This is a genomic window from Pseudomonas sp. BRG-100 (assembly GCF_000737955.1).
Taxonomy (GTDB): Bacteria; Pseudomonadota; Gammaproteobacteria; order Pseudomonadales; family Pseudomonadaceae; genus Aquipseudomonas; species Aquipseudomonas synxantha_A.
This window is the reverse complement of the sequence record NZ_JPRX01000001.1, coordinates 1488253-1513182: the sequence shown is the minus strand read 5'-3', so window position 1 is coordinate 1513182 and position 24930 is coordinate 1488253. Positions and strand designations below refer to the sequence as shown.

Annotated in this window: 20 protein-coding genes; 13 read left to right on the top strand and 7 right to left on the bottom strand. The window is 60.3% G+C overall.

Going from position 1 to position 24930, the window contains the following annotated elements; translation table 11 throughout:
* Window positions 1-59: 59 nt before the first annotated feature.
* Entirely contained in the window at window positions 60-2801 is a 2742-nt protein-coding gene (gene acnA / locus JH25_RS20720) for an aconitate hydratase AcnA (RefSeq protein ID WP_032877226.1), read from the bottom strand.
* 196 nt (window positions 2802-2997) lie between these two features.
* On the opposite strand from acnA, the gene rlmM reads away from it, so the two are divergent.
* Both rlmM and tusA read left to right on the top strand, forming a co-directional pair.
* On the top strand, window positions 2998-4074 hold the full coding sequence (rlmM, locus tag JH25_RS20725; protein ID WP_032877225.1) for a 23S rRNA (cytidine(2498)-2'-O)-methyltransferase RlmM: 1077 nt from the start codon (window positions 2998-3000) through the stop codon (window positions 4072-4074).
* 126 nt (window positions 4075-4200) lie between these two features.
* Complete coding sequence (gene tusA, locus JH25_RS20730) at window positions 4201-4446, top strand: sulfurtransferase TusA (protein WP_032877224.1); 246 nt, start codon at window positions 4201-4203, stop codon at window positions 4444-4446.
* On the opposite strand, the gene JH25_RS20735 is transcribed toward tusA, so the two are convergent.
* Window positions 4443-5837, bottom strand: a complete 1395-nt coding sequence (locus JH25_RS20735; RefSeq protein ID WP_032877223.1) for an MATE family efflux transporter — start codon at window positions 5835-5837, stop codon at window positions 4443-4445. The two genes, tusA and JH25_RS20735, sit on opposite strands and share 4 nt — an antisense overlap.
* A 168-nt stretch (window positions 5838-6005) precedes the next feature.
* Here JH25_RS20735 and pdxB point away from each other — a divergent pair, with 168 nt between their 5' ends.
* Entirely contained in the window at window positions 6006-7148 is a 1143-nt protein-coding gene (pdxB, locus tag JH25_RS20740) for a 4-phosphoerythronate dehydrogenase PdxB (protein ID WP_032877222.1), read from the top strand.
* A gap of 53 nt (window positions 7149-7201) precedes the next feature.
* Here pdxB and JH25_RS28585 read toward each other — a convergent pair whose 3' ends face one another.
* Window positions 7202-7375, bottom strand: coding sequence for a PA1571 family protein (locus JH25_RS28585; RefSeq protein WP_005786139.1), 174 nt, complete (start codon window positions 7373-7375; stop codon window positions 7202-7204).
* 236 nt (window positions 7376-7611) lie between these two features.
* Between JH25_RS28585 and JH25_RS20750 the strand changes: the two genes are divergently transcribed.
* Window positions 7612-9378, top strand: a complete 1767-nt coding sequence (locus JH25_RS20750) for an ABC transporter transmembrane domain-containing protein (RefSeq protein WP_164699552.1) — start codon at window positions 7612-7614, stop codon at window positions 9376-9378.
* 135 nt (window positions 9379-9513) lie between these two features.
* Here JH25_RS20750 and JH25_RS20755 read toward each other — a convergent pair whose 3' ends face one another.
* A complete protein-coding gene (locus JH25_RS20755) occupies window positions 9514-11442 on the bottom strand; it encodes a transglycosylase SLT domain-containing protein (RefSeq protein WP_005786144.1) in 1929 nt (642 codons plus the stop codon).
* A 213-nt stretch (window positions 11443-11655) separates the two neighbouring features.
* Here JH25_RS20755 and JH25_RS20760 point away from each other — a divergent pair, with 213 nt between their 5' ends.
* Entirely contained in the window at window positions 11656-13575 is a 1920-nt protein-coding gene (locus JH25_RS20760) for an ATP-binding cassette domain-containing protein (RefSeq protein WP_032877220.1), read from the top strand.
* Window positions 13576-13757: 182 nt separating this feature from the next.
* On the opposite strand, the gene JH25_RS20765 is transcribed toward JH25_RS20760, so the two are convergent.
* Window positions 13758-14198 carry a universal stress protein gene (locus JH25_RS20765; RefSeq protein WP_005786147.1) on the bottom strand — a complete coding sequence of 147 codons (441 nt, stop codon included), beginning with the start codon at window positions 14196-14198 and terminating at the stop codon, window positions 13758-13760.
* Between the two features lie 105 nt (window positions 14199-14303).
* Here JH25_RS20765 and JH25_RS20770 point away from each other — a divergent pair, with 105 nt between their 5' ends.
* The 7 genes from JH25_RS20770 to JH25_RS20800 all read left to right on the top strand — a co-directional run bounded on the left by JH25_RS20770 (window position 14304) and on the right by JH25_RS20800 (window position 22688).
* Complete coding sequence (locus JH25_RS20770) at window positions 14304-14741, top strand: hypothetical protein (protein ID WP_032877219.1); 438 nt, start codon at window positions 14304-14306, stop codon at window positions 14739-14741.
* Window positions 14742-15199: 458 nt separating this feature from the next.
* A complete protein-coding gene (fadB, locus tag JH25_RS20775) occupies window positions 15200-17347 on the top strand; it encodes a fatty acid oxidation complex subunit alpha FadB (protein WP_005786151.1) in 2148 nt (715 codons plus the stop codon).
* 29 nt (window positions 17348-17376) lie between these two features.
* Entirely contained in the window at window positions 17377-18552 is a 1176-nt protein-coding gene (gene fadA / locus JH25_RS20780; RefSeq protein ID WP_005786153.1) for an acetyl-CoA C-acyltransferase FadA, read from the top strand.
* Between the two features lie 98 nt (window positions 18553-18650).
* Window positions 18651-18887, top strand: a complete 237-nt coding sequence (locus tag JH25_RS20785; protein WP_032803813.1) for a DUF1653 domain-containing protein — start codon at window positions 18651-18653, stop codon at window positions 18885-18887.
* Between the two features lie 114 nt (window positions 18888-19001).
* Window positions 19002-21623, top strand: coding sequence for a type I DNA topoisomerase (gene topA, locus JH25_RS20790; protein WP_032877218.1), 2622 nt, complete (start codon window positions 19002-19004; stop codon window positions 21621-21623).
* A 194-nt stretch (window positions 21624-21817) separates the two neighbouring features.
* Window positions 21818-22339: a DUF6586 family protein gene (locus JH25_RS20795; protein WP_032877217.1), complete on the top strand. Its 522-nt coding sequence runs from the start codon at window positions 21818-21820 to the stop codon at window positions 22337-22339.
* A 115-nt stretch (window positions 22340-22454) separates the two neighbouring features.
* Window positions 22455-22688: a hypothetical protein gene (locus JH25_RS20800; protein WP_005786160.1), complete on the top strand. Its 234-nt coding sequence runs from the start codon at window positions 22455-22457 to the stop codon at window positions 22686-22688.
* 53 nt (window positions 22689-22741) lie between these two features.
* Here the strand turns inward: JH25_RS20800 and sulA are convergent, their stop codons facing one another.
* On the bottom strand, window positions 22742-23215 hold the full coding sequence (gene sulA / locus JH25_RS20805) for an SOS-induced cell division inhibitor SulA (RefSeq protein ID WP_005786162.1): 474 nt from the start codon (window positions 23213-23215) through the stop codon (window positions 22742-22744).
* Between the two features lie 10 nt (window positions 23216-23225).
* The gene (lexA, locus tag JH25_RS20810; RefSeq protein ID WP_003172575.1) at window positions 23226-23834 is read right to left on the bottom strand and encodes a transcriptional repressor LexA; all 609 of its coding nucleotides are present in this window, start codon (window positions 23832-23834) and stop codon (window positions 23226-23228) included.
* Window positions 23835-24097: 263 nt separating this feature from the next.
* Here lexA and JH25_RS20815 point away from each other — a divergent pair, with 263 nt between their 5' ends.
* Window positions 24098-24805: a TetR/AcrR family transcriptional regulator gene (locus JH25_RS20815; RefSeq protein WP_005786171.1), complete on the top strand. Its 708-nt coding sequence runs from the start codon at window positions 24098-24100 to the stop codon at window positions 24803-24805.
* The last annotated feature ends 125 nt before the right edge of the window (window positions 24806-24930 follow it).

Genomic DNA, 24930 nt, shown 5'->3' with positions numbered 1-24930 from the left:
TTAACCTGACATACCGCCATCGGGAGCAAGCCCCCTCCCACATTGGTTTGCAGTGTTGCTTATGACGCGATCAACTGCCGCAATACGTAGTGCAAGATCCCACCCGCTTTGAAGTACTCCACTTCATTCAAGGTATCAATCCGGCACAGCACCTCAACCTTCTCGCTGCTGCCATCTTCCCGAGTGATCATCAACGTCAGGTTCATGCGCGGTTCGACCTCGGCATCGGTCAGCCCGAGGATGTCGATCTTCTCCTTGCCGGTGAGCTTGAGCGTCTTGCGGTTCTGGTCCAGCTTGAACTGCAACGGCAACACGCCCATGCCCACCAGGTTGGAGCGGTGGATACGCTCGAAACTCTCGGCGATCACCGCCTTGACCCCCAGCAGGTTGGTACCCTTGGCCGCCCAGTCGCGGCTGGAACCGGTGCCGTATTCCTGGCCTGCGATCACCACCAGCGGCGTGCCGGAAGCCTGGTACTTCATGGATGCATCGTAGATCGCCATTTTTTCCCCGGTGGGGATATACAACGTGTTGCCGCCTTCCTCGCCGCCCAGCATTTCATTGCGGATACGGATGTTGGCAAAGGTGCCGCGCATCATCACTTCATGGTTGCCCCGGCGCGAGCCGTAGGAGTTGAAGTCACGCGGTTCCACCCCTTGCTCGCGCAGGTAGCGTCCGGCCGGGCTGTCGGTCTTGATATTGCCGGCAGGGGAGATGTGGTCGGTGGTCACCGAATCACCGAGCAGGGCCAGGATGTTGGCGCCCTTGACGTCCTTGATCACCGGCAGCGGGCCGGCAATGTCATCGAAGAACGGTGGGTGCTGGATGTAGGTGGAGTCCTTTTGCCACACGTAGGTCGCTGCCTGCGGCACTTCAATCGCCTGCCATTGCTCGTCACCGGCGAACACCTCGGCGTATTCCTTGTGGAACATGCTGGTGCTGACCTGGGCCACCGCGTCGGCGATTTCCTGGCTGCTGGGCCAGATATCTTTCAGGTACACCGGGTTTCCGCTCTGATCGTTACCCAGCGGTTCGCTGCTGATGTCGATGCGCACGGTGCCGGCCAACGCATAGGCGACTACCAGGGGCGGCGAGGCCAGCCAGTTGGTTTTCACCAGCGGGTGCACGCGGCCTTCGAAGTTGCGGTTACCCGACAGCACCGAGGCCACAGCGAGGTCGGCCTTCTGGATGGCTTTTTCGATAGGCTCGGGCAACGGCCCGGAGTTACCGATACAGGTGGTGCAGCCGTAGCCCACCAGGTCAAAACCGAGCTTGTCGAGGTACTGGGTGAGGCCCGCGGCTTTGTAATAATCGGTGACCACCTTGGAGCCTGGGGCCAGCGAGGTCTTGACCCAAGGTTTGCGGGTCAGGCCCTTTTCCACGGCCTTTTTCGCCACCAACCCGGCCGCCATCATTACGCTGGGGTTGGAGGTGTTGGTGCAGGAGGTGATGGCGGCGATCACCACCGCGCCGTTTTTCAGGCGATAGGTGTTGCCTTCGTATTCATAATCGGCCTCGCCGACCAGATCGGCGTTGCCCACGGCCACGCCGCCACCGCCTTCACTTTCCAGGCGGCCCTCTTCTTTGCTGGTGGGTTTGAATTGCAGGTCGAGGAAGTCGCTGAACGCTTGGCCGACATTCGGCAGGGATACCCGGTCTTGGGGGCGCTTGGGCCCGGCGAGGCTGGCTTCGACGCTGCCCATGTCCAGGGCCAGGGTGTCGGTGAACACCGGTTCCTGGCCGGCGTTGCGCCACAGGCCCTGGGCCTTGGTGTAGGCCTCCACCAGTTTGACCGTCTCAGCCGGGCGGCCGGACAGGCGCAGGTAGTCCAGCGTCACCTCATCCACTGGGAAAAAGCCACAGGTAGCGCCGTACTCCGGCGCCATGTTGGCGATGGTGGCGCGGTCGGCCAGGGGCAGGTCGGCCAGGCCGTCGCCGTAGAACTCGACGAACTTGCCCACTACGCCTTTCTTGCGCAGCATTTGTGTAACGGTGAGCACCAGGTCGGTGGCGGTGATGCCTTCCTTGAGCTTGCCGGTGAGCTTGAAGCCGATGACCTCCGGAATCAGCATCGACACCGGCTGGCCGAGCATGGCCGCTTCGGCTTCGATCCCACCCACGCCCCAGCCGAGTACGCCGAGGCCGTTGATCATGGTGGTATGGGAGTCGGTGCCGACCAGGGTGTCGGGGAAGGCGTACGTGCGGCCGTCTTCGTCCTTGGTCCACACGGTGCGGCCCAGGTATTCCAGGTTCACCTGGTGACAGATGCCGGTGCCAGGTGGCACGACGCTGAAGTTGTCAAAGGCGCTCTGGCCCCAGCGCAGGAAGGCGTAGCGTTCGCCGTTGCGCTGCATTTCGATGTCAACGTTCTGCTCAAAGGCGCTGGTGGTACCGAACTTGTCGACCATCACCGAGTGGTCAATCACCAGGTCCACCGGTGACAGCGGGTTGATGCGCTGCGGGTCACCGCCGGCCTTGGCCACGGCGGCGCGCATGGCGGCCAGGTCGACCACCGCGGGTACGCCGGTAAAGTCCTGCATCAGCACGCGGGCGGGGCGATACTGGATCTCGCGGTCCGACTGGCGCTCTTTGAGCCAGGCGGCGATGGCTTTGAGGTCGGTGCCGGTAACGGTCTTGGCATCTTCCCAGCGCAGCAGGTTTTCCAGCAGTACCTTGAGCGACATCGGCAGCTTGTCCAGATCACCCAGGCTCTTGGCGGCTTCGGGCAGGCTGAAGTAGTGGTAGGTCTTGCTTTCTATTTGCAGTGTCTTAAGGGTTCTCAGGCTATCAAGGGATGACATTACATGACTCCTTATGGTCCGCACGGCCACGGACCTGGCGGGACGAACAGAGCTAACACGTTAGCGCTGTTTTCATTAGCAGGCTAATAACTGGACTCTATCGCCGAGCCCAAGGTTCCGAACTCGGCTATCATGCGCGCGTTTTCATGACAGGCATTGCGATAGCGCAAGGTCAGTTGATTCACCAGGAGAGTAGATGAACACCCTTTTTATGCACTGCCGCCCGGGTTTTGAAGGCGAAGTCTGTTCCGAGATCGCGGAACACGCCGCGCGCCTGAACGTGTCCGGCTACGCCAAGGCCAAGACCGGCAGCGCCTGCGCCGAATTTGTCTGCACGGAAGAAGACGGCGCCCAGCGCTTGATGCACGGCCAGCGCTTCGCCGAGCTGATCTTCCCAAGGCAGTGGGCACGCGGGGTGTTTATCGACCTGCCGGAAACCGACCGCATCAGCGTGATCCTTACCCACCTGCGCGACTTCCCGGTGTGCGGCAGCCTATGGTTGGAAATGGTCGACACCAATGACGGCAAGGAACTCTCCAACTTTTGCAAAAAATTCGAAGTGCACCTGCGCAAAGCCCTGCTGGGCGCCGGCAAGCTGGTGGACGACCCGAGCAAGCCGCGCCTGTTGCTGACCTTCAAGAGCGGCCGCGAAGTGTTCATGGGGCTGGCCGAGTCGAACAACTCGGCAATGTGGCCGATGGGCATCCCGCGCCTCAAGTTCCCGCGTGACGCGCCCAGCCGCTCGACCTTGAAGCTGGAAGAGGCCTGGCATCACTTTATCCCCCGTGACCAATGGGACGAGCGCCTGCACGGTGATATGACCGGCGTCGACCTCGGCGCAGCGCCGGGCGGTTGGACCTGGCAACTGGTCAACCGTGGCATGCTGGTCACCGCCATCGACAACGGCCCCATGGCCGAAAGCCTGATGGACACCGGCCTGGTGCAGCACTTGATGGCTGATGGCTTCACCTTCGTGCCCAAGCAGCCGGTGGACTGGATGGTCTGCGATATCGTCGAGAAGCCTGCGCGCAACGCGGCGCTGCTGGAAACCTGGATCGGCGAGGGGCATTGCCGTGAGGCGGTGGTCAACCTGAAGTTGCCGATGAAGCAGCGTTACGCCGAAGTGAAGCGCCTGCTCGAACGCATCGAAGAGGGCTTCAAGGCGCGTGGCATACGGGTGGAAATCGGTTGCAAGCAGCTGTACCACGACCGAGAGGAAGTGACGTGCCACTTGCGTCGTCTGATAGACGTAAAGAAATCCAAAAGCCGCTGATAATAATTGTGGGAGCTGGCTTGCCTGCGAAAGCGGTATAACAGTCGAAATGTATGTTGAATGTGCCCCCGTCATCGCGGGCAAGCCCGCTCCCACATAAGAGCGGGCCTGTTTCAGGAGTGAAGTATGAGTGTTGATTTACCCGTAGACGGCACCCTCGACGCCACCGGCCTCAACTGCCCGGAGCCGGTGATGATGCTGCACCAGCACATCCGTGACCTGCCGGCGGGCGGCTTGCTCAAGGTGATCGCCACCGACCCGTCGACCCGTCGTGATATTCCCAAATTCTGCGTGTTTCTTGACCACGAACTGGTGGATCAACAGGAAGATGCTGGCACCTACCTGTACTGGATCCGCAAGAAAGCCGATTAAGCCAGCGCCTTTTCGGCACGAATGCGCCGGCGTGCACTGCGCGCCAGGCGCACCAGCAACATCCCCGCCGCACAGCTCAAACCCACGATCAGCCCTTGCCATAAACCGCTTGGGCCGCTGGGTTCGCCGAGCCAGTCGGTCAGCCCTAGGGCATAACCCACCGGCAGCCCCACGCCCCAATAGGCGAACAAGGTCAGCACCATGGTCACCCGGGTGTCCTGGTAGCCGCGCAAAGCACCGGCGGCAGTGACCTGAATCGAGTCGGAGAACTGGAACAGCGCCGAGAACACAATCAGCATCGACGCCAGGTGGATGACCACCGGGTCGGGCGTGTAGATCGCCGCGATCTGCTCACGAAACACCAGCATCAGGCTGCACGACAGGCACGCATAGGCCAGTGCAGTGCCCATGCCGACCCCGGCGGCGAAGCGCGCTTCACGCGGTTCGCCACGCCCCAGGGCCTGGCCGACGCGCACGGTCACGGCCATGCTCAGGGAGTAGGGGATCATGAATACCAAAGAACTGACATTCAACGCGATCTGATGGCCGGAAACCACGGTGGCGCCCAGGCTGCCAAGCAACAGGGCAATCACCGCGAATATGCTCGACTCGGCGAAGATCGCTACGCCAATCGGCAGGCCGATGCCCAGGATGCGCTTGATCACCGCCCATTTCGGCCAGTCAAAGCGCTTGAACAGTTCGCTGCTCTGGTACACCGGGCCCCAGCGCGTCCAGCCAGCCAGGCCGAGCATCATCACCCACATCGCAATGGCCGTGGCCCAGCCGCAACCCACGCCGCCCATGGCCGGTACGCCGAAGTGGCCGTAGATGAAGATGTAGTTCAGCGGAATATTCAGCGCCAGACCGCACAGGCCCATGACCATGCTCGGCCGCGTACGGCCCAGGCCATCACTGAAGCAGCGCAGCACGTAATACAGCGCAATTGCCGGCATCCCCGCGGCGATGCCATGCAGGTAACCCATGGACGGCTCGATCAGGTCTGGCTCGACCTTCATCGCATGCAGGATGGGCTCGGCACACAGCAACAGCACCGCACCGCAGAGGCCGACCACCACGGCCAACCACAACGATTGGCGCACCAACGGCCCGATCTCGGTGAGTTTGCCCGCGCCATAGCGCTCGGCCACTTTCGGCGTGGTGGCCAGCAAGGTGCCGGTCATCAGCAGGTACACCGGGATCCAGATCGAGTTACCCAGGCCGACCGCCGCAAGGTCCTGGGGGCTGACACGCCCGGCCATCACCGCATCGACAAAACTCATCGCAGTAGTTGCCAATTGGCCGATCATGATCGGCAAGGCCAGCGTCAGCAGGCCGCGCACTTCCCGGCTGATGCGGGCGGGGCGGGAAAGGGTAGCGGTGGCAGTGTTCACGTACAGGTGTCCAATAAAAAAGCAGTCGCAAGGACGGCGGATTCTACGCTTTGACGCAGTGGTCAGGAAAAAACCTGTGTTGCTGATTTGTAATGCAGTCCCACAGGGATCTGTTGTGTTAGTTGAATCCCATGCCTGTACACTGCTGATCCGCCAAAGGAGCCTGCCATGCTGATTGTTGCCGACGAGAATATTCCGCTGCTTGATGACTTTTTCCAGGGGTTTGGCGAGATTCGCCGCGTGCCTGGGCGGTCCATCGACCGCGCTACCGTCGAGCAGGCCGACGTGCTGCTGGTGCGCTCGGTGACCAACGTCAACCGTGCCCTGCTCGAAGGCAGCAACGTACGCTTTGTCGGCACCTGCACCATCGGCACCGACCATCTGGACCTGGACTTTTTCAAGCGGGCAGGGATCCAGTGGGCCAGCGCGCCTGGCTGCAATGCGCGGGGGGTTGTGGATTACGTACTCGGCAGCTTGCACACCCTGGCCGAAATCGAAGGCGTCGAGTTGGGCTCGCGCACCTACGGTGTCGTTGGTGCCGGTGAGGTGGGCGGGCGACTGGTCAAGGTCCTCAAGGGCCTGGGTTGGAACGTGCTGGTGTGCGACCCGCCGCGCCAGATCGCCGAGGACGGCGACTACGTCAGCCTGCAACAGATCATCGAGCAGTGCGATGTGATCAGCTTGCACACGCCGCTGATCAAGTCCGGCAATGGCGCCACCTGGCATTTATTCGACCGCCAGCGCCTGGAGCAACTCAAGCCCGGCACCTGGCTGATCAACGCCAGCCGTGGCGCGGTGGTGGACAACGCCGCGCTGCGCGAGGTGCTGCTGGCCCGCGAAGACCTGCAAGCGGTGCTGGATGTGTGGGAAGGCGAGCCGCAAGTGGACGTCGACCTGGCTGACCTGTGCGTGCTGGCCACGCCGCATATCGCCGGCTACAGCCTCGATGGCAAGCAGCGCGGCACCGCGCAGATCTACCAGGCATTTTGCGCGCACCTGGGCCACGAACCGAGCGTTCAGCTCAGTGATTTATTGCCGGCACCGTGGCTGGACGAAGTCCACCTTAACGCTTCAACCGATCCGGCCTGGGCACTGGCGGCCCTGTGCCGCAGCGTGTACGACCCGCGCCGTGATGATGCAGATTTTCGTCGCAGCCTGGTGGGGACCGTGCAGGAGCAGCGCCAGTCCTTCGATTTGCTGCGCAAGCACTACCCGCAGCGCCGTGAGATAGATGGCCTGAAAGTGCGCATCAAGGGCGAGTCGACGGCGCTGTCGGCTATCGTTTCGGCTCTGGGCGCTGAAACGCTGTAAACACCCATAAAAAACCCGGCCACCTGGGCCGGGTTTGAAAGAGCGTGGGCACTTCAGCCTTGCTGGGCAGGTTTGACCAGTCGCTGTTCCAGCTCGCTGCAGGCTTGCTGGATCATCTCTTCGGTAATCTGCACTTCGTGGCCCTTGGCATCGATATACGAGCAAGGCAACACCTGCTGCTGGCGGATCACTTCAATCTTGGCGTTGCTGCTATCTTGCAAGGTCATGGCCTGTCTCCTCATCAGGTTGTGTACCTATCTTAAATCCCCCGCATGAACGCGCTGTTACAACTCCTTGCACGCTCATCGGTTCGAACACCCAGTCCACCAGAAACCGGTACATATTTCCAGATGAGTCTTAGACCGATAGCCTCTAGCGGCCTGTATCGGCGGGCATAATTAACCTGACTCATTGTTATTTGCGCAAGTTCCCCCAATGTTGAAGTACAGATTCCTCATTGGTGGTGCCTTCCATGCTCTCAACCCGTCAACGCCGTGCGATCCGCCTGGCCAGCCGCTTTATTGCGCCCTACCGCTGGCAGGCCCTGGGCGCCTTGCTGGCGCTGATCGTCACCGCCGGCATCACCTTGTCCATGGGGCAGGGCATTCGCCTTCTGGTCGACCAGGGTTTCATGACCCAGTCACCGCACTTGCTCAACCAGTCCATCGGCTTGTTCATGGTGCTGGTACTGGGCCTGGCTGTGGGTACGTTCACGCGGTTTTACCTGGTGTCGTGGATTGGCGAGCGCGTGGTGGCCGATATTCGCCGGCAAGTGTTCAATCACTTGATCTACCTGCACCCAGGCTTCTATGAGAACAACCGCAGCTCGGAGATCCAGTCGCGGCTGACCACCGATACCACGTTGCTGCAATCGGTGATCGGCTCATCGCTGTCGCTGTTCCTGCGCAACGCCCTGATGGTCATCGGCGGCATCGTGTTGCTGTTCATCACCAACCCCAAGCTCACCAGCATCGTGGTGGTGGCGCTGCCGCTGGTACTGGCGCCGATCCTGATCTTCGGGCGCCGGGTGCGCAGCCTGTCGCGTCTGAGCCAGGATCGTATCGCCGACGTCGGCAGCTATGTCGCCGAGACCTTGGGCCAGATCAAAACGGTGCAGGCCTACAACCACCAGGTGCAGGACGAACAGCGTTTCGCTGTTACCGTGGAGGACGCGTTCACCACCGCACGTAAACGCATCCTGCAACGCTCCTGGCTGATAACCCTGGTGATCATGCTGGTGCTCGGCGCCGTGGGCGTGATGCTATGGGTAGGCGGCATGGACGTGATCAGCGGGCGCATTTCCGGCGGTGAGCTGGCGGCGTTTGTGTTCTATAGCCTGATAGTCGGCAGTGCGGTTGGCACTCTGAGCGAAGTGCTCGGCGAGTTGCAGCGCGCTGCCGGTGCGGCCGAGCGTATCGGTGAGCTGTTGCAGTCGAGCAACGACATCCAGGCGCCGGCCGATGGCAGCGAACGCTTGCCGCAGCGGGTCAGTGGCCGCATGGAGCTGCAAGATCTGCGCTTTTGCTACCCCTCACGGCCGGACAGTTACGCCATTGATGGCTTGAACCTGACCATCAATCCCGGCGAAACCCTGGCGCTGGTAGGCCCATCAGGCGCGGGTAAATCGACAATCTTCGACCTGCTGCTGCGCTTCTACGATCCCCAGCAAGGGCGCATCCTGCTCGAAGGCCACCCGCTGACCGAGCTGGACCCCCTGGACCTGCGTCGCCACTTTGCACTGGTGTCCCAGAGCCCGGCGCTGTTTTTCGGCAGCGTCGAGGACAACATTCGCTACGGCAACCCGTCCGCCACCATGTCCCAGGTCGAAGCCGCTGCGCGCATCGCCCACGCCCACGATTTCATCCTGCAGATGCCCGACGGCTACCAGACCCACCTCGGCGACGGTGGCCTGGGCCTCTCTGGCGGCCAGCGCCAACGCCTGGCCATCGCCCGCGCCTTGTTGGTCGACGCGCCGATCCTGCTGCTGGACGAAGCCACCAGCGCCCTCGACGCGCAGAGTGAGCACCTGATCCAGCAAGCACTGCCGCAATTGATGCAAGGAAGAACCACACTGGTGATCGCTCACCGTCTGGCGACCGTCAAGAATGCCGATCGAATAGCGGTGATGGATCAGGGCAAACTGGTGGCGGTGGGCACGCACCAGGAGTTGATTGCGAGCAATCCACTGTATGCGCGGTTGGCGGCGCTGCAGTTCAGCGCAGATCACTAGCGCCACAAGCATTGCAGAAATACCAATGTGAGAGGGGGCTTGCTCCCGATAGCAGAGTGTCAATCAGCAGTTTTGTTGCTGACCCACCGCTATCGGGAGCAAGCCCCCTCCCACATTGGAAGCAGGTTCAGTGCCTTACTGGTCGTCGAAGTACCGCTCATGCCAATCCACCAGCGGCTGCGGTGAATTGAGCTTCTGCCCGTAGATCACCGAATAAGACAGCACGTTCTGCACATACTGGCGGGTTTCGTCGAACGGGATGCTTTCAACCCACACATCGAAGCTCAGGTGGTCTGCACCGCGCAGCCATTGGCGCACGCGGCCGGGGCCGGCGTTGTAGGCGGCGGAAGCGAGCACACGGTTGCCGTTGAACTGGCTGTGCACCTGGCTCAGGTAGGCGGCGCCGAGCTGGATATTTTTATCCGGGTCCAGCACCTGGGCCGGGGAGGCCAGGGGGATGCTGAATTTGCGTGCAGTTTCCTTGGCGGTGCCGGGCATCAGTTGCATCAGGCCGCTGGCGCCAACGCCGGAGCGGGCATCGTCCATAAACGCGCTTTCCTGACGGGTAATGGCAAATATCCAGCTTGAATGCAGGCCGCGCACTTTGGCTTCGCGCACCAATGTGTCGCGGTGCGCCATCGGGAAACGGATGTCCAGGTCGTCCCAGTACTGCGCCTGGCTGATGGTACGGATCGCCGGGAAGTACCACTTCATGTCGTAGGCCAGCTTGGCCTGGGCGACCATCTCGTCACGGTTGAAGTGCCGGCTGACGTGGTACCACTCACGGCGACCGTCCACGATCTGGCCACGGGCGTAGAACTCCAGCGCACGGCGCACCCCAGGAGTATTGCGTACCTTGTTGACCAACGCCTGGCTCATCACCAGCGGTTTGTTGTTCAACTGGTAAGGGGATTTGGAACGGTCAGCGGCGAGGAAGCCGTAGAAGTCCCGTTCCTTGGCCACGTTTTTGTACAGCACCAGGGCCTGCGGGTTTTTCGGCTCGGCCAGTTCCAGGCTGCGGGCCTGCCAGTAGCGCCAGCGGTTGGTGGTGGCCAGGTCTTGCGGGAGTTTGCGGGTCAACTGGTAGGCATCTTCCCAGCGTGCCAGGCGCAACAGCAGGCGCAGGCGCCATTCGGACACGGTGTTGTCGCGCAGTTCCGGGTCGTACTTGGTCATCACGTCCAGCGCACGTGGGTCGAAGCGCTTGGCCAGGGTCAGGCCAATCTCGCGGGCAATCGACACCTTTTCGTCACGGGAGAAGTGCATGCTGCTGGCGTAGCCGTCGAGCAGGGCCATGGCCTTGTCCGGATCCTGGCGGGCCAGGCGGCGCAGGCCCAGGCCGACGGCGTCAGACATCGCCTCGGTGGCCGGCAGGAAGCGTGACGGATCGCTGAGCATGTCAGGCTTTTGCGCCACATCCACCATCAGGCGGCCTTGGACGCCGAGGGTTGGCAGGGTCTTCACCAGGCTGTTGGCCAGCGCGTAATTGCGGGCTTCGGCGGCGAGCTTGGTGCGGTCCCAAATCTTCTGTTCGGTCAGTTGGCCGGCAGCGGCCCATTGGCCGAAGGTGGCGTCACAGGCGGCGGGCTGGGATTTGCCGGTCATCCACAATTTTTCGGCGGTCTTGTAGCCTTCAGCCTTCAGATTGTGGCTGAGCTGGTACTGGCCATGCAGGCAGTCCAGCTCGACGAAATTGAGCTTGGTGTCGTAGTACTTTTCAAAGGTCTGCCAATCGCCACGCTCGGCCAGCCAGCGCAGCCAACGCAGTTTCATCCAGTTGGCCTGGGGCAGGTCGCCGTGTTTGGCGAGGAACTGTTCGATTTCCTCGTTGCTCGCGGTTTTCAGGCGTGCAGTCAGCTCGTCATACGCCAGGTACGGCGTGAGCGGGTAGTCGGCCAGGGCCTGGCTGTATTGCATGTACGGGCCGCTGTCGCCCTTGGCCAGGGCGCGTTTGGCTTGATCGTAATACTGACGTTGGGTGGTGAGGTCCACCGCCTGGGCGGTTTGAACGGCAGTGGCGGAAAGAAGCAGACAAGATAAAAAGTTGAAAAGGCGACTGCGCATGAGACGTCCGTGCAGAGAAATCACGACTAGCACCGGCACTGCCGACACTGATTGCCTCTAGCTTAGCCTTTTGCCAGCGGCCCGCGAAAGCTTTGCCGTCTGGTTCGTTCAAGTTCGCCGGAAATGTCCTACAGAACGTGTCAATAGAGAAAATGCCGACCGCATCCCACCCTCAAGTCAGGTAGAATGCGCGCCCAGTTTTTGGAGAAGCGTATGACCCTGCTCAAATTCAGCGATGTGTCCCTTGCTTTCGGCGCCATGCCGTTGTTGGACAAGGTGTCCTGGCAGATCGCCCGTGGTGAGCGGGTGTGCATCATCGGCCGCAACGGCACCGGCAAGTCCAGCATGATGAAGCTGGTAAAAGGCGACCAGAAGCCTGATGACGGCTCTGTCTGGCGTGCCCCGGGCCTCAAGATCGGCGAATTGCCGCAAGAATTGCCGGTGGCCGACGGACGGACAGTGTTCGACGTGGTTGCCGAAGGTCTGGACGGCGTCGGCGAGTTGCTCGCGCAATACCATCACCTGGCGCAGAACTGCGTCACCGAGGAAGACCTAGACAAGCTGATGCACGTCCAGCAAGACCTCGAAGCCCGTGATGGCTGGCGCTTGCAGCAACTGGTGGACAGCACCCTGAGCCGCCTGCAACTGCCGGCCGACAAGACCCTCGCCGAATTGTCCGGGGGCTGGCGTCGCCGTGTGCTGCTGGCCCAGGCGCTGGTGTCCGAGCCGGACCTGCTGTTGCTCGACGAACCGACCAACCACCTGGACATCGGCGCCATCGCCTGGCTTGAAGAAGCCATCAAGGACTTCCAGGGCGCCGTGCTGTTTATCACGCACGACCGTGCTTTCCTGCAGAGCCTGGCCACGCGCATCCTCGAGCTGGACCGTGGCGGCCTGATCGACTGGAACGGCGACTACGCCAGCTTCCTGGTGCACAAGGAAGCCGCCCTGGCTGCCGAAGAAACTGCCAACGCGCTGTTTGACAAGAAGCTGGCCCAGGAAGAAGTCTGGATCCGCCAGGGCATCAAGGCCCGTCGCACCCGTAATGAAGGCCGCGTACGTGCCTTGAAAGCCTTGCGCGTGGAGCGCAGTGAGCGCCGCGAGCGTACCGGCAAGGCCAATATCCAGCTGGACACCGCCGACAAGTCGGGCAAGCAGGTAATGGTGCTGGAGAATGTCAGCTTCCATCACCCGGACGGCCCGTTCCTGATCAAGGACTTCTCCATGGTCCTGCAGCGCGGCGACCGTATCGGCCTGCTGGGCGCCAACGGCACCGGCAAGACCACCTTGCTCAAGCTGATGCTCAGCGGTCTGCAGCCGACCAGCGGCAAGGTGGAAGAGGGCACGCGCATCGATGTGGCCTACTTTGACCAGTTGCGCCACCAGTTGGACCTGGAAAAGACCGTGATCGACAACGTCGCCGAAGGTCGCGACTTTATCGACATCGACGGCCAGAGCCGCCACGTACTCAGCTACCTGGGCGACTTCCTGTTCAGCCCGCAACGTGCACGTACGCCGGTCAAGGCCCTGTCTGGTGGTGAGCGCGCGCGTTTGCTGCTGGCCAAGCTGTTCAGCAAACCGGCCAACCTGCTGGTGCTCGACGAACCGACCAACGACTTGGATGTGGAAACCCTTGAGTTGCTCGAAGAAGTGCTGCTGACGTTCAACGGCACTGTGCTGATGGTCAGCCACGACCGGGAATTCCTCGACAACGTGGTCACCAGCACTCTGGTCTTCGAAGGCGAAGGCAAGGTGCGCGAATACGTCGGTGGTTACCAGGACTGGTTGCGTCAGGGTGGTTCGCCACGTCTGCTGGGCGTGACCGAGAGCAAGTCCGGCAAGGCCGACCTGACCTCGGCGGTGGTGACTCCTGTGCAAGAGGCTGCACCGGCCCAGGAAGCTGCACCCGCGGCCAAGAAGAAGCTCAGCTACAAGCTGCAGCGTGAGCTGGAAGCCTTGCCGGGTGAGATCGATGCCAAGGAACAGCAGATTGCTGCGGTCGAAGCTGAAATGGCTGACGCCGGTTTCTATCTGCGACCCGCGGCTGAAACCGCCAAGGTCATCGCTTCCCTGGAGACGTTGAACCAGGAGCTGGAAGCGTTGGTTGAGCGTTGGGCCGAGCTGGATGCCTGAGTAATCGCACCGCAATAAAAAAGCCCGGCACTCTTCTATGAGCGCCGGGCTTTTTAATATGAAATGCGATTCAACTGTGGGAGCTGGCTTGCCTGCGATAGCGGTGTAACAGCCACCTGATGCATCAACTGACAGGCTGCTATCGCAGGCAAGCCAGCTCCCACATTAGACCTTCATCGGTCTTACGAACTCTTTGCCAGTTTGACGGCCAGTACATCGCAAGGCGCGCCGTGCAATACATCATTGGCGGTGGAGCCCAGCAACAGTGCCAGGCCATGACGGCCGTGGCTGCCGACCACGATCAGGTCACAGGCCTTTTCCTTGGCCAAGTGGTGGATTTCCTGACGCGGTTGGCCGTATGTCAGGTGGCAGTCTTCCTTTTTCAGGTGCGGGTATTTGAGAATCAAACGGTCCAGGCGCTCCTTGGCCTGGTCGAATTGTTGTTGCTGCAACTGGGAAAGGTCCATCGGTACGTCACCGCCAAAGGCCATGGCCATGGGCTCGACGATATGCACCAGCGACAGTATGGCGCCATTGGCCAATGCGGATTCCTGCGCGCGCTTGATCACCGGATCGCACTCTTCGGTCAGATCGACAGCGACCAGAATATGTTTGTAGGGCATGAGGCGTTCCTCCAAGGGACTGCAATAAGTTCAGTATGGCTGCTTTCAAGCGGATGGGGTTGCGTCAGGTCAAATCCGCTCATCTAGAAATTCGGGAGTACACATATGACGGTGTGGATAGTGGTGTCAATCCTTGCGGTGGTTTTAAGCCCCCTGGCCTGGCTGCGCCCGTCGCGTGGGCAGAGCGGGCGCATGGCCCTGCGCATGGAGGCACGCCGCATCGGCCTGGCCATGCAGTTGGCGCCCCAGGAATGGCCGCACTGGCTCAAGCAAGAGCCGCCGAGCCCTTGTGCGCAGTACTGTCGACCGCGGCGTGGGAGCACGCCGGCCATCTGGAGTTACTGGCAGTTGGAGCCGGGTGTGTGGGTCAATCAATGGCGCGAAGAGTGTGTGGATGAAAAGTTGTTGCCGTATTTTGCGACGCTGCCGGCGAACGTCTACAAGGTCGAGGCCGACAAGCAGATGATCGCCTTGTACTGGGGCGAGAAGGGCGACATGAGTGTGTTGAAGGATATTGATGCGTTGCTCAGGGCCTTGGCCTGACACTCCTACAGAGGCCGGGCAATAAAAAGCCCGACTTCATCATCGGGCTGGAGGTGGCCAGGCAGGCCGGTAAATCTGCAAGTTCCCGCTAGCCTAGCCGTATGTCCCTTTCTGTACAGCCGCTTCCCACATCTTTTCTATTATTGATCTTGTGAATATTTGAATATTGACGGGTTGCCTGCCTGTGGTCCGGGTTCTGAAATGACTGGAAAGTCGCGTTTTTCCTAGCCTTTGGAGCGATTGACAATTGCTCGGAATTGGATGAAGGTGGCGTACCCAAATCAAACGGGCGTATGAATTGAGCGTTTGCCTGTCAGACGACTCGTACAGAATCCCGACTATCGCACTGGCGGGTGTGCCTGGCTGATTGGCGTGAGCATTGATGCAACTGTCAATGTCAAACCAGCGACCAGCGTCCGGTGTGTACTGTTCAGCTTCCATATCGTGGAGATCAGTTGATGATTTACGAAGGTAAAGCCATCACGGTTAAGGCTCTTGAAAGTGGCATCGTCGAATTGAAATTCGACCTCAAGGGTGAGTCCGTCAACAAGTTCAACCGTCTAACCCTGAACGAACTGCGTCAGGCCGTAGACACCATCAAAGCAGATGCTTCGGTCAAGGGCGTGATCGTCTCCAGCGGCAAGGACGTGTTTATCGTCGGCGCTGACATCACCGAATTCGTCGACAACTTCAAGCTGCCCGATGCCGAGCTGGTGGCTGGCAACCTCGAAGCCAACAAGATCTTCAGCGATTTCGAAGACCTCAACGTGCCGACCGTTGCCGCGATCAATGGCATTGCGTTGGGTGGCGGCCTGGAAATGTGCCTGGCAGCGGATTTCCGTGTCATGTCCGCGACCGCCAAGATCGGCCTGCCGGAAGTCAAACTGGGCATCTACCCGGGCTTCGGCGGTACCGTGCGCCTGCCGCGCCTGATCGGTGCCGACAATGCGATCGAATGGATCGCCGCCGGTAAGGAAAACAAGGCCGAGGACGCACTGAAGGTCGGTGCCGTCGACGCAGTGGTGGCTCCGGACAAACTGGCCGAAGCCGCGCTGAACCTGATCAAGGGCGCCATCAGCGGCGAATTTGACTACAAGGCCAAGCGTCAGCCGAAGCTGGAAAAACTCAAGCTCAACGCTATCGAACAGATGATGTCGTTCGAAACCGCCAAAGGTTTCGTGGCAGGCCAGGCCGGTCCGAACTACCCGGCCCCGGTTGAAGCGATCAAGACCATCCAGAAGGCCGCGAACTTCGGTCGCGACAAAGCCCTGGAAGTGGAAGCGGCAGGCTTCGTCAAACTGGCGAAAACCTCGGCGGCCCAGAGCCTGATCGGCCTGTTCCTGAACGATCAGGAACTGAAGAAAAAGGCCAAGGCCTACGACGAAATTGCCAAGGACGTGAAACAGGCTGCCGTACTCGGCGCCGGTATCATGGGCGGCGGTATCGCCTATCAGTCGGCGTCCAAAGGCACGCCGATCCTGATGAAAGACATCAACGAGCACGGTATCGAGCAGGGCCTGGCCGAAGCCGCCAAGCTGCTGGTGGGCCGCGTTGATAAAGGTCGTATGACCGCTGCAAAAATGGCCGAAGTGCTCAATGGCATTCGTCCTACGCTGTCCTACGGCGATTTCGGCCACGTCGACCTGGTGGTCGAAGCGGTTGTCGAGAACCCGAAGGTCAAGCAGGCGGTATTGGCTGAAGTGGAAGCCCAGGTCAAAGATGACACCATCCTGGCCTCCAACACCTCGACAATTTCCATTTCGCTGCTGGCCAAGGCCCTCAAGCGTCCGGAAAACTTCGTCGGCATGCACTTCTTCAACCCGGTGCACATGATGCCGCTGGTGGAAGTGATCCGTGGCGAGAAGTCCAGCGAGCTGGCCGTTGCCACCACCGTTGCCTACGCCAAGAAAATGGGCAAGAACCCGATCGTGGTCAACGACTGCCCGGGCTTTTTGGTCAACCGCGTGCTGTTCCCCTACTTCGGCGGTTTCGCCAAGTTGGTCAGTGCCGGTGTGGACTTCGTGCGCATCGACAAGGTCATGGAGAAATTCGGCTGGCCCATGGGCCCGGCGTACCTGATGGACGTGGTCGGCATCGACACCGGCCACCACGGCCGCGACGTGATGGCTGAGGGCTTCCCGGACCGCATGAAAGACGACCGCCGTTCGGCGATCGACGCGCTGTACGAGGCCAAGCGCCTGGGCCAGAAGAACGGCAAGGGCTTCTACGCCTACGAGGCCGACAAGAAGGGCAAGCAGAAGAAAGTCGCCGACCCGTCGGTGCACGAAGTGCTCGCTCCGGTCATCTACGAACAGCGTGAGGTGTCGGACGAGGACATCATCAACTGGATGATGATCGCCCTGTGCCTGGAAACCGTGCGTTGCCTGGAAGACGGCATCGTCGAAACCGCCGCCGAAGCCGATATGGGCCTGGTGTACGGTATTGGTTTCCCTCCATTCCGTGGTGGTGCACTGCGCTACATCGATTCGATCGGTGTGGCCGAGTTCGTTGCCCTGGCTGACAAATACGCTGATTTGGGCCCGCTGTACCACCCGACCGCGAAGCTGCGTGAAATGGCCAAGAATGGCCAGAGCTTCTTCGGTTAAGCGCCCAATCGACTAGAGCGAGAATATTTATGAGCTTGAATCCAAGAGACGTCGTGATTGTCGACTTCGGTCGTACTCCGATGGGCCGCTCCAAGGGCGGCATGCACCGCAACACCCGCGCTGAAGACATGTCGGCGCACCTGATCAGCAAGCTGCTGGAACGTAACGTCAAGGTTGACCCGAACGAAGTCGAAGACGTGATCTGGGGCTGCGTTAACCAGACTCTGGAGCAGGGCTGGAACATCGCGCGCATGGCGTCGTTGATGACTCAGATCCCGCACACCGCAGCGGGCCAGACCGTCAGCCGCCTGTGTGGCTCGTCGATGAGCGCGCTACACACCGCTGCGCAAGCGATCATGACCGGCAACGGTGATGTATTCGTGGTCGGCGGCGTGGAGCACATGGGCCACGTCAGCATGATGCACGGCGTCGATCCCAACCCGCACATGTCGCTGTACGCGGCAAAAGCCTCGGGCATGATGGGTCTGACCGCAGAAATGCTCGGCAAGATGCACGGCATCACTCGCGAAGCCCAGGACGCGTTCGGCCTGCGTTCCCACCAGCTCGCCCACAAGGCGACCGTGGAAGGCAAGTTCAAGGATGAGATCATCCCGATGAACGGCTACGACGAGAACGGTTTCCTGAAACTGTTCGACTACGACGAAACCATTCGTCCGGACACCACCCTGGAAAGCCTCGCGGCGTTGAAGCCTGCGTTCAATCCAAAGGGCGGCACCGTGACAGCCGGTACGTCGTCGCAGATCACCGACGGTGCTTCGTGCATGATCGTGATGTCGGCGCAGCGTGCCCAGGACCTGGGTATCCAGCCGCTGGCCGTGATCCGTTCGATGGCGGTAGCAGGTGTGGACCCGGCGATCATGGGCTATGGTCCAGTACCGGCCACACAAAAAGCCTTGAAGCGCGCAGGTCTTTCCATCTCCGATATCGACTTCTTCGAGCTCAACGAAGCTTTCGCCGCACAGGCCCTGCCAGTGCTGAAAGATTTGAAAGTACTCGACAAGATGAACGAGAAGGTTAACCTGCACGGCGGTGCGATTGCCCTGGGCCACCCATTCGGTTGCTCCGGTGCACGTATCTCCGGCACTTTGCTTAACGTGATGAAGCAAAATGGCGGCAACCTTGGGGTTGCAACCATGTGCATTGGTCTCGGCCAAGGCATCTCCACCGTCTTCGAACGCGTCTAAACGTTCGGTTGACGGAAGCCGGGGCCCAGTGCCCCGGTTTTTGTTTTTTGGAACTTTTTAATATTTTTTTTCAACAAATTTTGTACGAGGGCCAGAGCATGAAAGTTGAACCAGGGCTCTACCAACATTATAAGGGGCCGCAGTACCGCGTTTTCAGCGTGGCACGGCACTCCGAAACCGAAGAAGAAGTGGTGTTTTACCAAGCACTGTATGGCGAATACGGCTTTTGGGTGCGTCCCTTGAGCATGTTCCTGGAGACCGTTGAAGTTGACGGCGAGCAGGTCCCGCGCTTTGCTTTGGTCCAGGCCGAACCCAGTCTTTTTAAAGGGCAATAACGGCAGGTCGCGCAGAATGCTGCGCTTGACCTCACCTTGTTGCCACTATATATAGCGTTGCCGCGACAGGCGCCAACTGCCTTTCACTTCTCGAATTCAGGAATTTTCCGATCCATGGGCAAATCGCTGGTCATTGTGGAATCCCCGGCTAAGGCCAAGACCATCAACAAGTACTTGGGCAACGAGTACGTGGTGAAGTCGAGTATCGGCCATATCCGAGACCTGCCCACCAGCGGTTCGGCTAGCGCCAGCAAGGAGCCTGCCGCCAAGCGCGGCAAGGCGGCTGCGGGCGAAGGTCCGGTGCTCAGCCCTAAAGAGAAAGCGCGCAAGCAGCTGGTCTCGCGCATGGGTGTGGACCCGGACCATGGCTGGAAGGCCAAGTACGAAATCCTTCCGGGCAAGGAAAAGGTCATCGAAGAGCTGCGCCGGCTCGCCAAGGATGCTGACACCATCTATCTCGCGACGGACTTGGACCGCGAAGGGGAAGCCATTGCCTGGCACCTGCGCGAAGCCATCGGCGGTGATGACAGCCGCTACAAGCGTGTGGTGTTCAACGAAATCACCAAGAAAGCCATCCAGGAAGCCTTCTCCAAGCCGGGCGAGCTGGATATTGACCGCGTCAACGCCCAGCAGGCCCGTCGCTTCCTCGACCGCGTCGTGGGCTACATGGTCTCGCCACTGCTGTGGGCGAAAATTGCCCGTGGTTTGTCCGCCGGCCGTGTGCAATCGGTTGCGGTGAAGCTGGTGGTGGAGCGTGAGCGTGAGATTCGTGCGTTCAACCCCGAAGAATATTGGGAAGTGCACGCCGATCTCGGCACCGCCAAGGGCGCCAACGTGCGCTTTGAAGTGGCCCGCGAGAAAGGCGAGGCCTTCAAGCCGCTGAACGAAGCCCAGGCCATGGCCGCGCTGGAGAAGCTCAAGGCCTCCAGCTACAGCATCGTCAAGCGCGAAGACAAACCGACCAGCAGCAAGCCGTCGGCGCCGTTTATCACTTCTACCCTGCAACAGGCCGCGAGCAACCGCTTGGGCTTCGGGGTGAAGAAGACCATGATGATGGCCCAGCGTCTGTATGAAGCCGGTTACATCACCTACATGCGTACCGACTCCACCAACCTGTCGCAAGACGCGGTGGCGATGGCGCGCACGTATATTGAAAGCGAGTTCGGCAAGACCTATCTGCCGGAGAAGCCGAACGTCTACAGCAGCAAGGAAGGCGCACAAGAGGCTCACGAAGCGATTCGTCCTTCCGACGCCAACACCACGCCCGCCAAGCTGAGCGGCATGGAGCGTGACGCTGAGCGCCTCTACGAGCTGATCTGGCGCCAGTTCCTGGCCTGCCAGATGCTGCCGGCGCAATACCTGTCTACCACTGTCAGTGTGGGCGCTGGCGACTTCGAGCTGCGCGCCAAGGGCCGTATCCTCAAGTTCGACGGCTACACCCGTGTCATGCCGCAAATCGCCAAGCCTGGCGATGACGACGTGCTGCCGGACATGGCCCAGGGCGATACGTTGAAGCTGATCAAGCTCGACCCATCCCAGCACTTCACCAAGCCACCGGCGCGTTATTCCGAAGCCAGCCTGGTGAAAGAGATGGAAAAGCGCGGTATCGGTCGCCCGTCGACCTATGCAGCGATCATTTCTACCATCCAGGACCGTGGCTACGTCGCGCTGCACAACCGTCGTTTCTATTCGGAAAAGATGGGCGATATCGTTACCGAGCGCCTGTCCGAGAGCTTCTCCAACCTGATGGACTACGGCTTCACCGCCGGCATGGAAGAGAATCTCGATGACGTGGCCCAGGGCGAACGCGACTGGAAAAACGTGCTGGATGAGTTCTACGGCGACTTCAAGAAAAAACTCGAAGTAGCCGAGAACCCTGAGAGCGGTATGCGCGCCAACCAGCCGGTGATGACGGATATTCCGTGCACCACCTGCGGTCGACCAATGCAGATTCGTACCGCCTCCACGGGCGTGTTCCTCGGTTGCTCAGGCTACAGCCTGCCGCCCAAAGAGCGCTGCAAGGCGACCGTCAACCTGGTGCCGGGCGATGAAATCGCGGCTGATGACGAGGGTGAATCCGAGTCGCTGGTGCTGCGTGGCAAGCACCGCTGCCCGATCTGCAGCACGGCGATGGACGCCTACCTTCTGGACGAGAAGCACAAGTTGCACATCTGCGGTAACAACCCCGATTGCAATGGCTACGAGATCGAAGAGGGCACCTACCGCATCAAAGGCTATGAAGGTCCGAGCCTGGAATGCGATAAGTGCGGCAGCGAGATGCAGCTCAAGACCGGCCGTTTCGGCAAGTTCTTCGGCTGCACCAATCCTACCTGCAAGAACACGCGCAAACTGCTCAAAAGCGGTGATGCGGCGCCGCCGAAGATGGATCCGGTGAAGATGCCGGAGCTCAAGTGCGAAAAGGTCAACGACACCTACATCCTGCGTGACGGTGCTTCGGGGCTGTTCCTGGCTGCCAGCCAGTTCCCGAAAAACCGCGAGACCCGTGCGCCGCTGGTGCTGGAGATCGTGCCGCACAAGGACGAGATCGATCCGAAGTACCACTTCCTGTGTGAAGCGCCGAAGAAGGACCCGGATGGTCGCCCAGCCGTAATCCGCTACAGCCGCAAGACCAAGGAGCAGTACGTGCAGACCGAAGTGGACGGCAAGCCTACCGGCTGGAAAGCGTTCTACGACGGCGGCAAGTGGAAGGTCGAGGACAAGCGCCAGGGCGCTTGATCCGTCGGATGCGCTGAAGATCCAAATGTGGGAGGGGGCTTGCCCCCGATGAGGGAGTGTCAGTTGATACATCTGTAACTGACCCACCGCCATCGGGAGCAAGCCCCCTCCCACATTTGCACTTGCAGTACGTTCGGCTGATCCGTGACACTGTTCAGCCAGCATCACGCCTATTCGTTGTGGAGATTGCCGTCATGGCCAACGAACTCTATACCCGTACCAATCAGAAAATTTACTTCGCGGGTTTATCCCTGGACGCCCTTGGCCGTGCAGAGGAAGGGAAGGAGATGAATGCCATCGCGCTGGTGCAGGCGGGACGCGAAGCGGCCTTGTTCCATCTCTATGGCGCGTTGCTGGGGCTGTGTCATGAAATTGCAGGGTTCTACCGCTTGCCCCAGGCGGGTGCCCCCCGTGCAGAAATGATCATGAATCGTGAAGTGCTCGATTCGATGGCGATCCCTGAGTTGGCCGAGCTGGTGGAAATGGCCCAGAGCCCTGACAGTTGGGTGGCACGGCTGCTCAAGGCCCATGCCGATATGTTCCATCCACCACGTATTCCCCATGTGCCCAAGGGCGATGTCACCCAGCCGCTGATCGTTGCCGTGGCGCTGGAACAGGATGAGCCCAAGCCCTTGGGGCGCGAAGAGTTGGAAGGCTGGCGCCAGGAGCTGAAAAAGATGGCGCTGCGTTTTCGTGAGGGGTTGAACGAGTGCTGAAGGTCGGCGCTCGCCGGGCACCATTCATCAAGCCGTAAAGAAACCTGCCCGGTTCCTCTGCGAGGCTGGGTGGATGACTGATATAATCTCGGCCTTTCGTGGAGAACAGACTTTTATGCCAACGTCCTTTCTGGAAATTGTTGAACTGCCTGATGGCCGAATCGAACTGCGCCGGGCTGAGGACGAAGGTTCTCTGGTTATTCTGGATTTTTCCGAAGATGCCAAAGTGTTCCTGCAGGGCCAGCACGTGGAAGTGGCTAAAGCCATGTTGAGCGTGGGCGTGCAGATGGCAGGTCGCCTGGCTGAAGGCGAACCGGAGAAGGACGACGGCCCGCGCGTACTTCACTGAGTCTTGTGGTGAGGGGGCTTCCAAGCCCGATCACTGCAAGCCAAGCTGTAGTTTTATCCCAAACGAATATTCAAACTCTGAGCGTCGCCCGTACGTGCGGCACTGATGAGTTGCTGCTTGGCGCTCGCATTCAACGGATTCAACCAGCTCACCACCGTATGACTGCGGCCTAGACGCAAGGCCTCACAGGTCAACTGCTGGGCGCTCTGCGCTCCCCGTGGCTGCAACAGCAGGATGCGCTCGCGGTTGAGGCCGGCGTCCCGCAGCCAGGCCTGGGTCAGGCTGGCGGGCGGGGCGATCAGTGTCAGCCAGCGTGCGTCCTGGTCTTCGCTCAATTCGCGCAGAATTGGCGCCAGCAGGTTCAGGCAGCTTTCGGCCGCACCGCGCAACGACAATTCACTGAACGCCTCAGGTTCACCGCCCCAGGGGGCTTCGACCGTTTCCTTGAGGATGGGCGCAAGGGGTTGGGCCATAAAGGCCTCGAACAGCGACAGTTGTGTGTGTTGTGGGGTGTGCACGAGCTGCATGATGCCTCCTTTAGCGGCGAATGACGCCGACACTCAAGCCTTCGATCACCAGGTCCTGATCTTTCAGGTTGACTTCAATCGGGGCGAACTCAGGGTTCTCGGCCAGTAGCCAGACCTTGCTGCCTTCACGCTTGAAGCGTTTGACCGTGACCTCATCACCGATACGGGCGACGACGATCTGGCCATTGCGGGCTTCACGGGTGGTATGCACTGCGAGCAGGTCGCCATCGAAGATGCCTACGTCTTTCATGCTCATGCCGTGCACACGCAACAGATAGTCGGCGCGAGGATGGAAGAAGGTCGGGTTGATGTTGCAGGATTCCTCGACGTGCTGCTGCGCCAGGATCGGCGCACCGGCAGCGACGCGGCCGATGATCGGTAGTGTCGATTCGTCGGCCTTGGCTTCAAAGCCAGGGATGCGGATACCGCGTGAAGCCCCTGGAGTCATTTCGATCGCGCCTTTGCGAGCGAGCGCCTTGAGGTGTTCTTCCGCGGCATTCGGGGACTTGAACCCCAGTTCCAGGGCAATCTCCGCACGGGTAGGCGGGTAACCGTTGTCATCGAGGCAGCGCTTGATGAAGGCCAGAATCTCGGCTTGGCGTGGCGTCAGTTTTAGCATGTTGATCGCTCTGTCTTTTTATACAGTGACTGGGATTATATACAGTGAACTGCGCTTGGCAATCATCCTTTTGCGCGACTCCGCTGGACGGTCATGCGTCACCCTTCCTACAACGTAGATAGGGTGTTGCCTACACGGCGAAAGGGATGTGATTAAATAGCGATGAAAGGGGTGACTGCCCGGCCGGAAAGCGAACCCGCAGGCTTGACAAGACACACTCTGAAACGTATGTTTCAAACAAGTGTTTGTCAGGCGGAGTAGCCATGGCCCAGTCGGAAACCGTTGAACGCATTCTCGATGCTGCCGAGCAATTGTTCGCGGAAAAAGGATTTGCTGAAACCTCATTGCGGCTGATCACCAGCAAGGCTGGGGTCAACCTCGCTGCCGTGAACTATCATTTCGGCTCGAAAAAAGCCCTGATCCAAGCGGTGTTTTCCCGCTTCCTGGGGCCATTCTGTGCCAGCCTCGACCGTGAGTTGGAGCGCCGCCAGGCCAAGGCTGATCACAAGCCAAGCCTGGAAGAGCTGCTGGAAATTCTTGTAGAGCAGGCGTTGGTCGTGCAACCTCGCAGTGGTAATGACCTGTCGATCTTCATGCGCCTGCTGGGCCTGGCGTTCAGCCAGAGCCAAGGCCACCTGCGTCGTTACCTGGAAGACATGTACGGCAAAGTATTCCGCCGCTATATGTTGCTGGTCAACGAGGCGGCCCCACGTATTCCGCCTATCGAACTGTTCTGGCGCGTGCATTTCATGCTCGGCGCTGCGGCGTTCAGCATGTCCGGGATCAAGGCGTTGCGAGCGATAGCCGAGACCGATTTCGGCGTGAACACCTCGATCGAACAGGTGATGCGCCTGATGGTGCCGTTCCTCGCTGCGGGTATGCGCGCCGAGACCGGCGTCACCGACTCGACCATGGCTGCCGCCCAATTGCGCCCACGCAGCAAAACTGCACCGGTCGCTGCCAAGGTTTGATCGCCCCTGGGTGTGCGTGGCCGCTAGCATCCGCTAAGCTAGCCGCCATGCCGATTTCAGCTATTTATCCGCAACCCGTCGTGCTGACCGTGCCTGGTCAGCCCGACGGGTTGTGTGCGTTATTT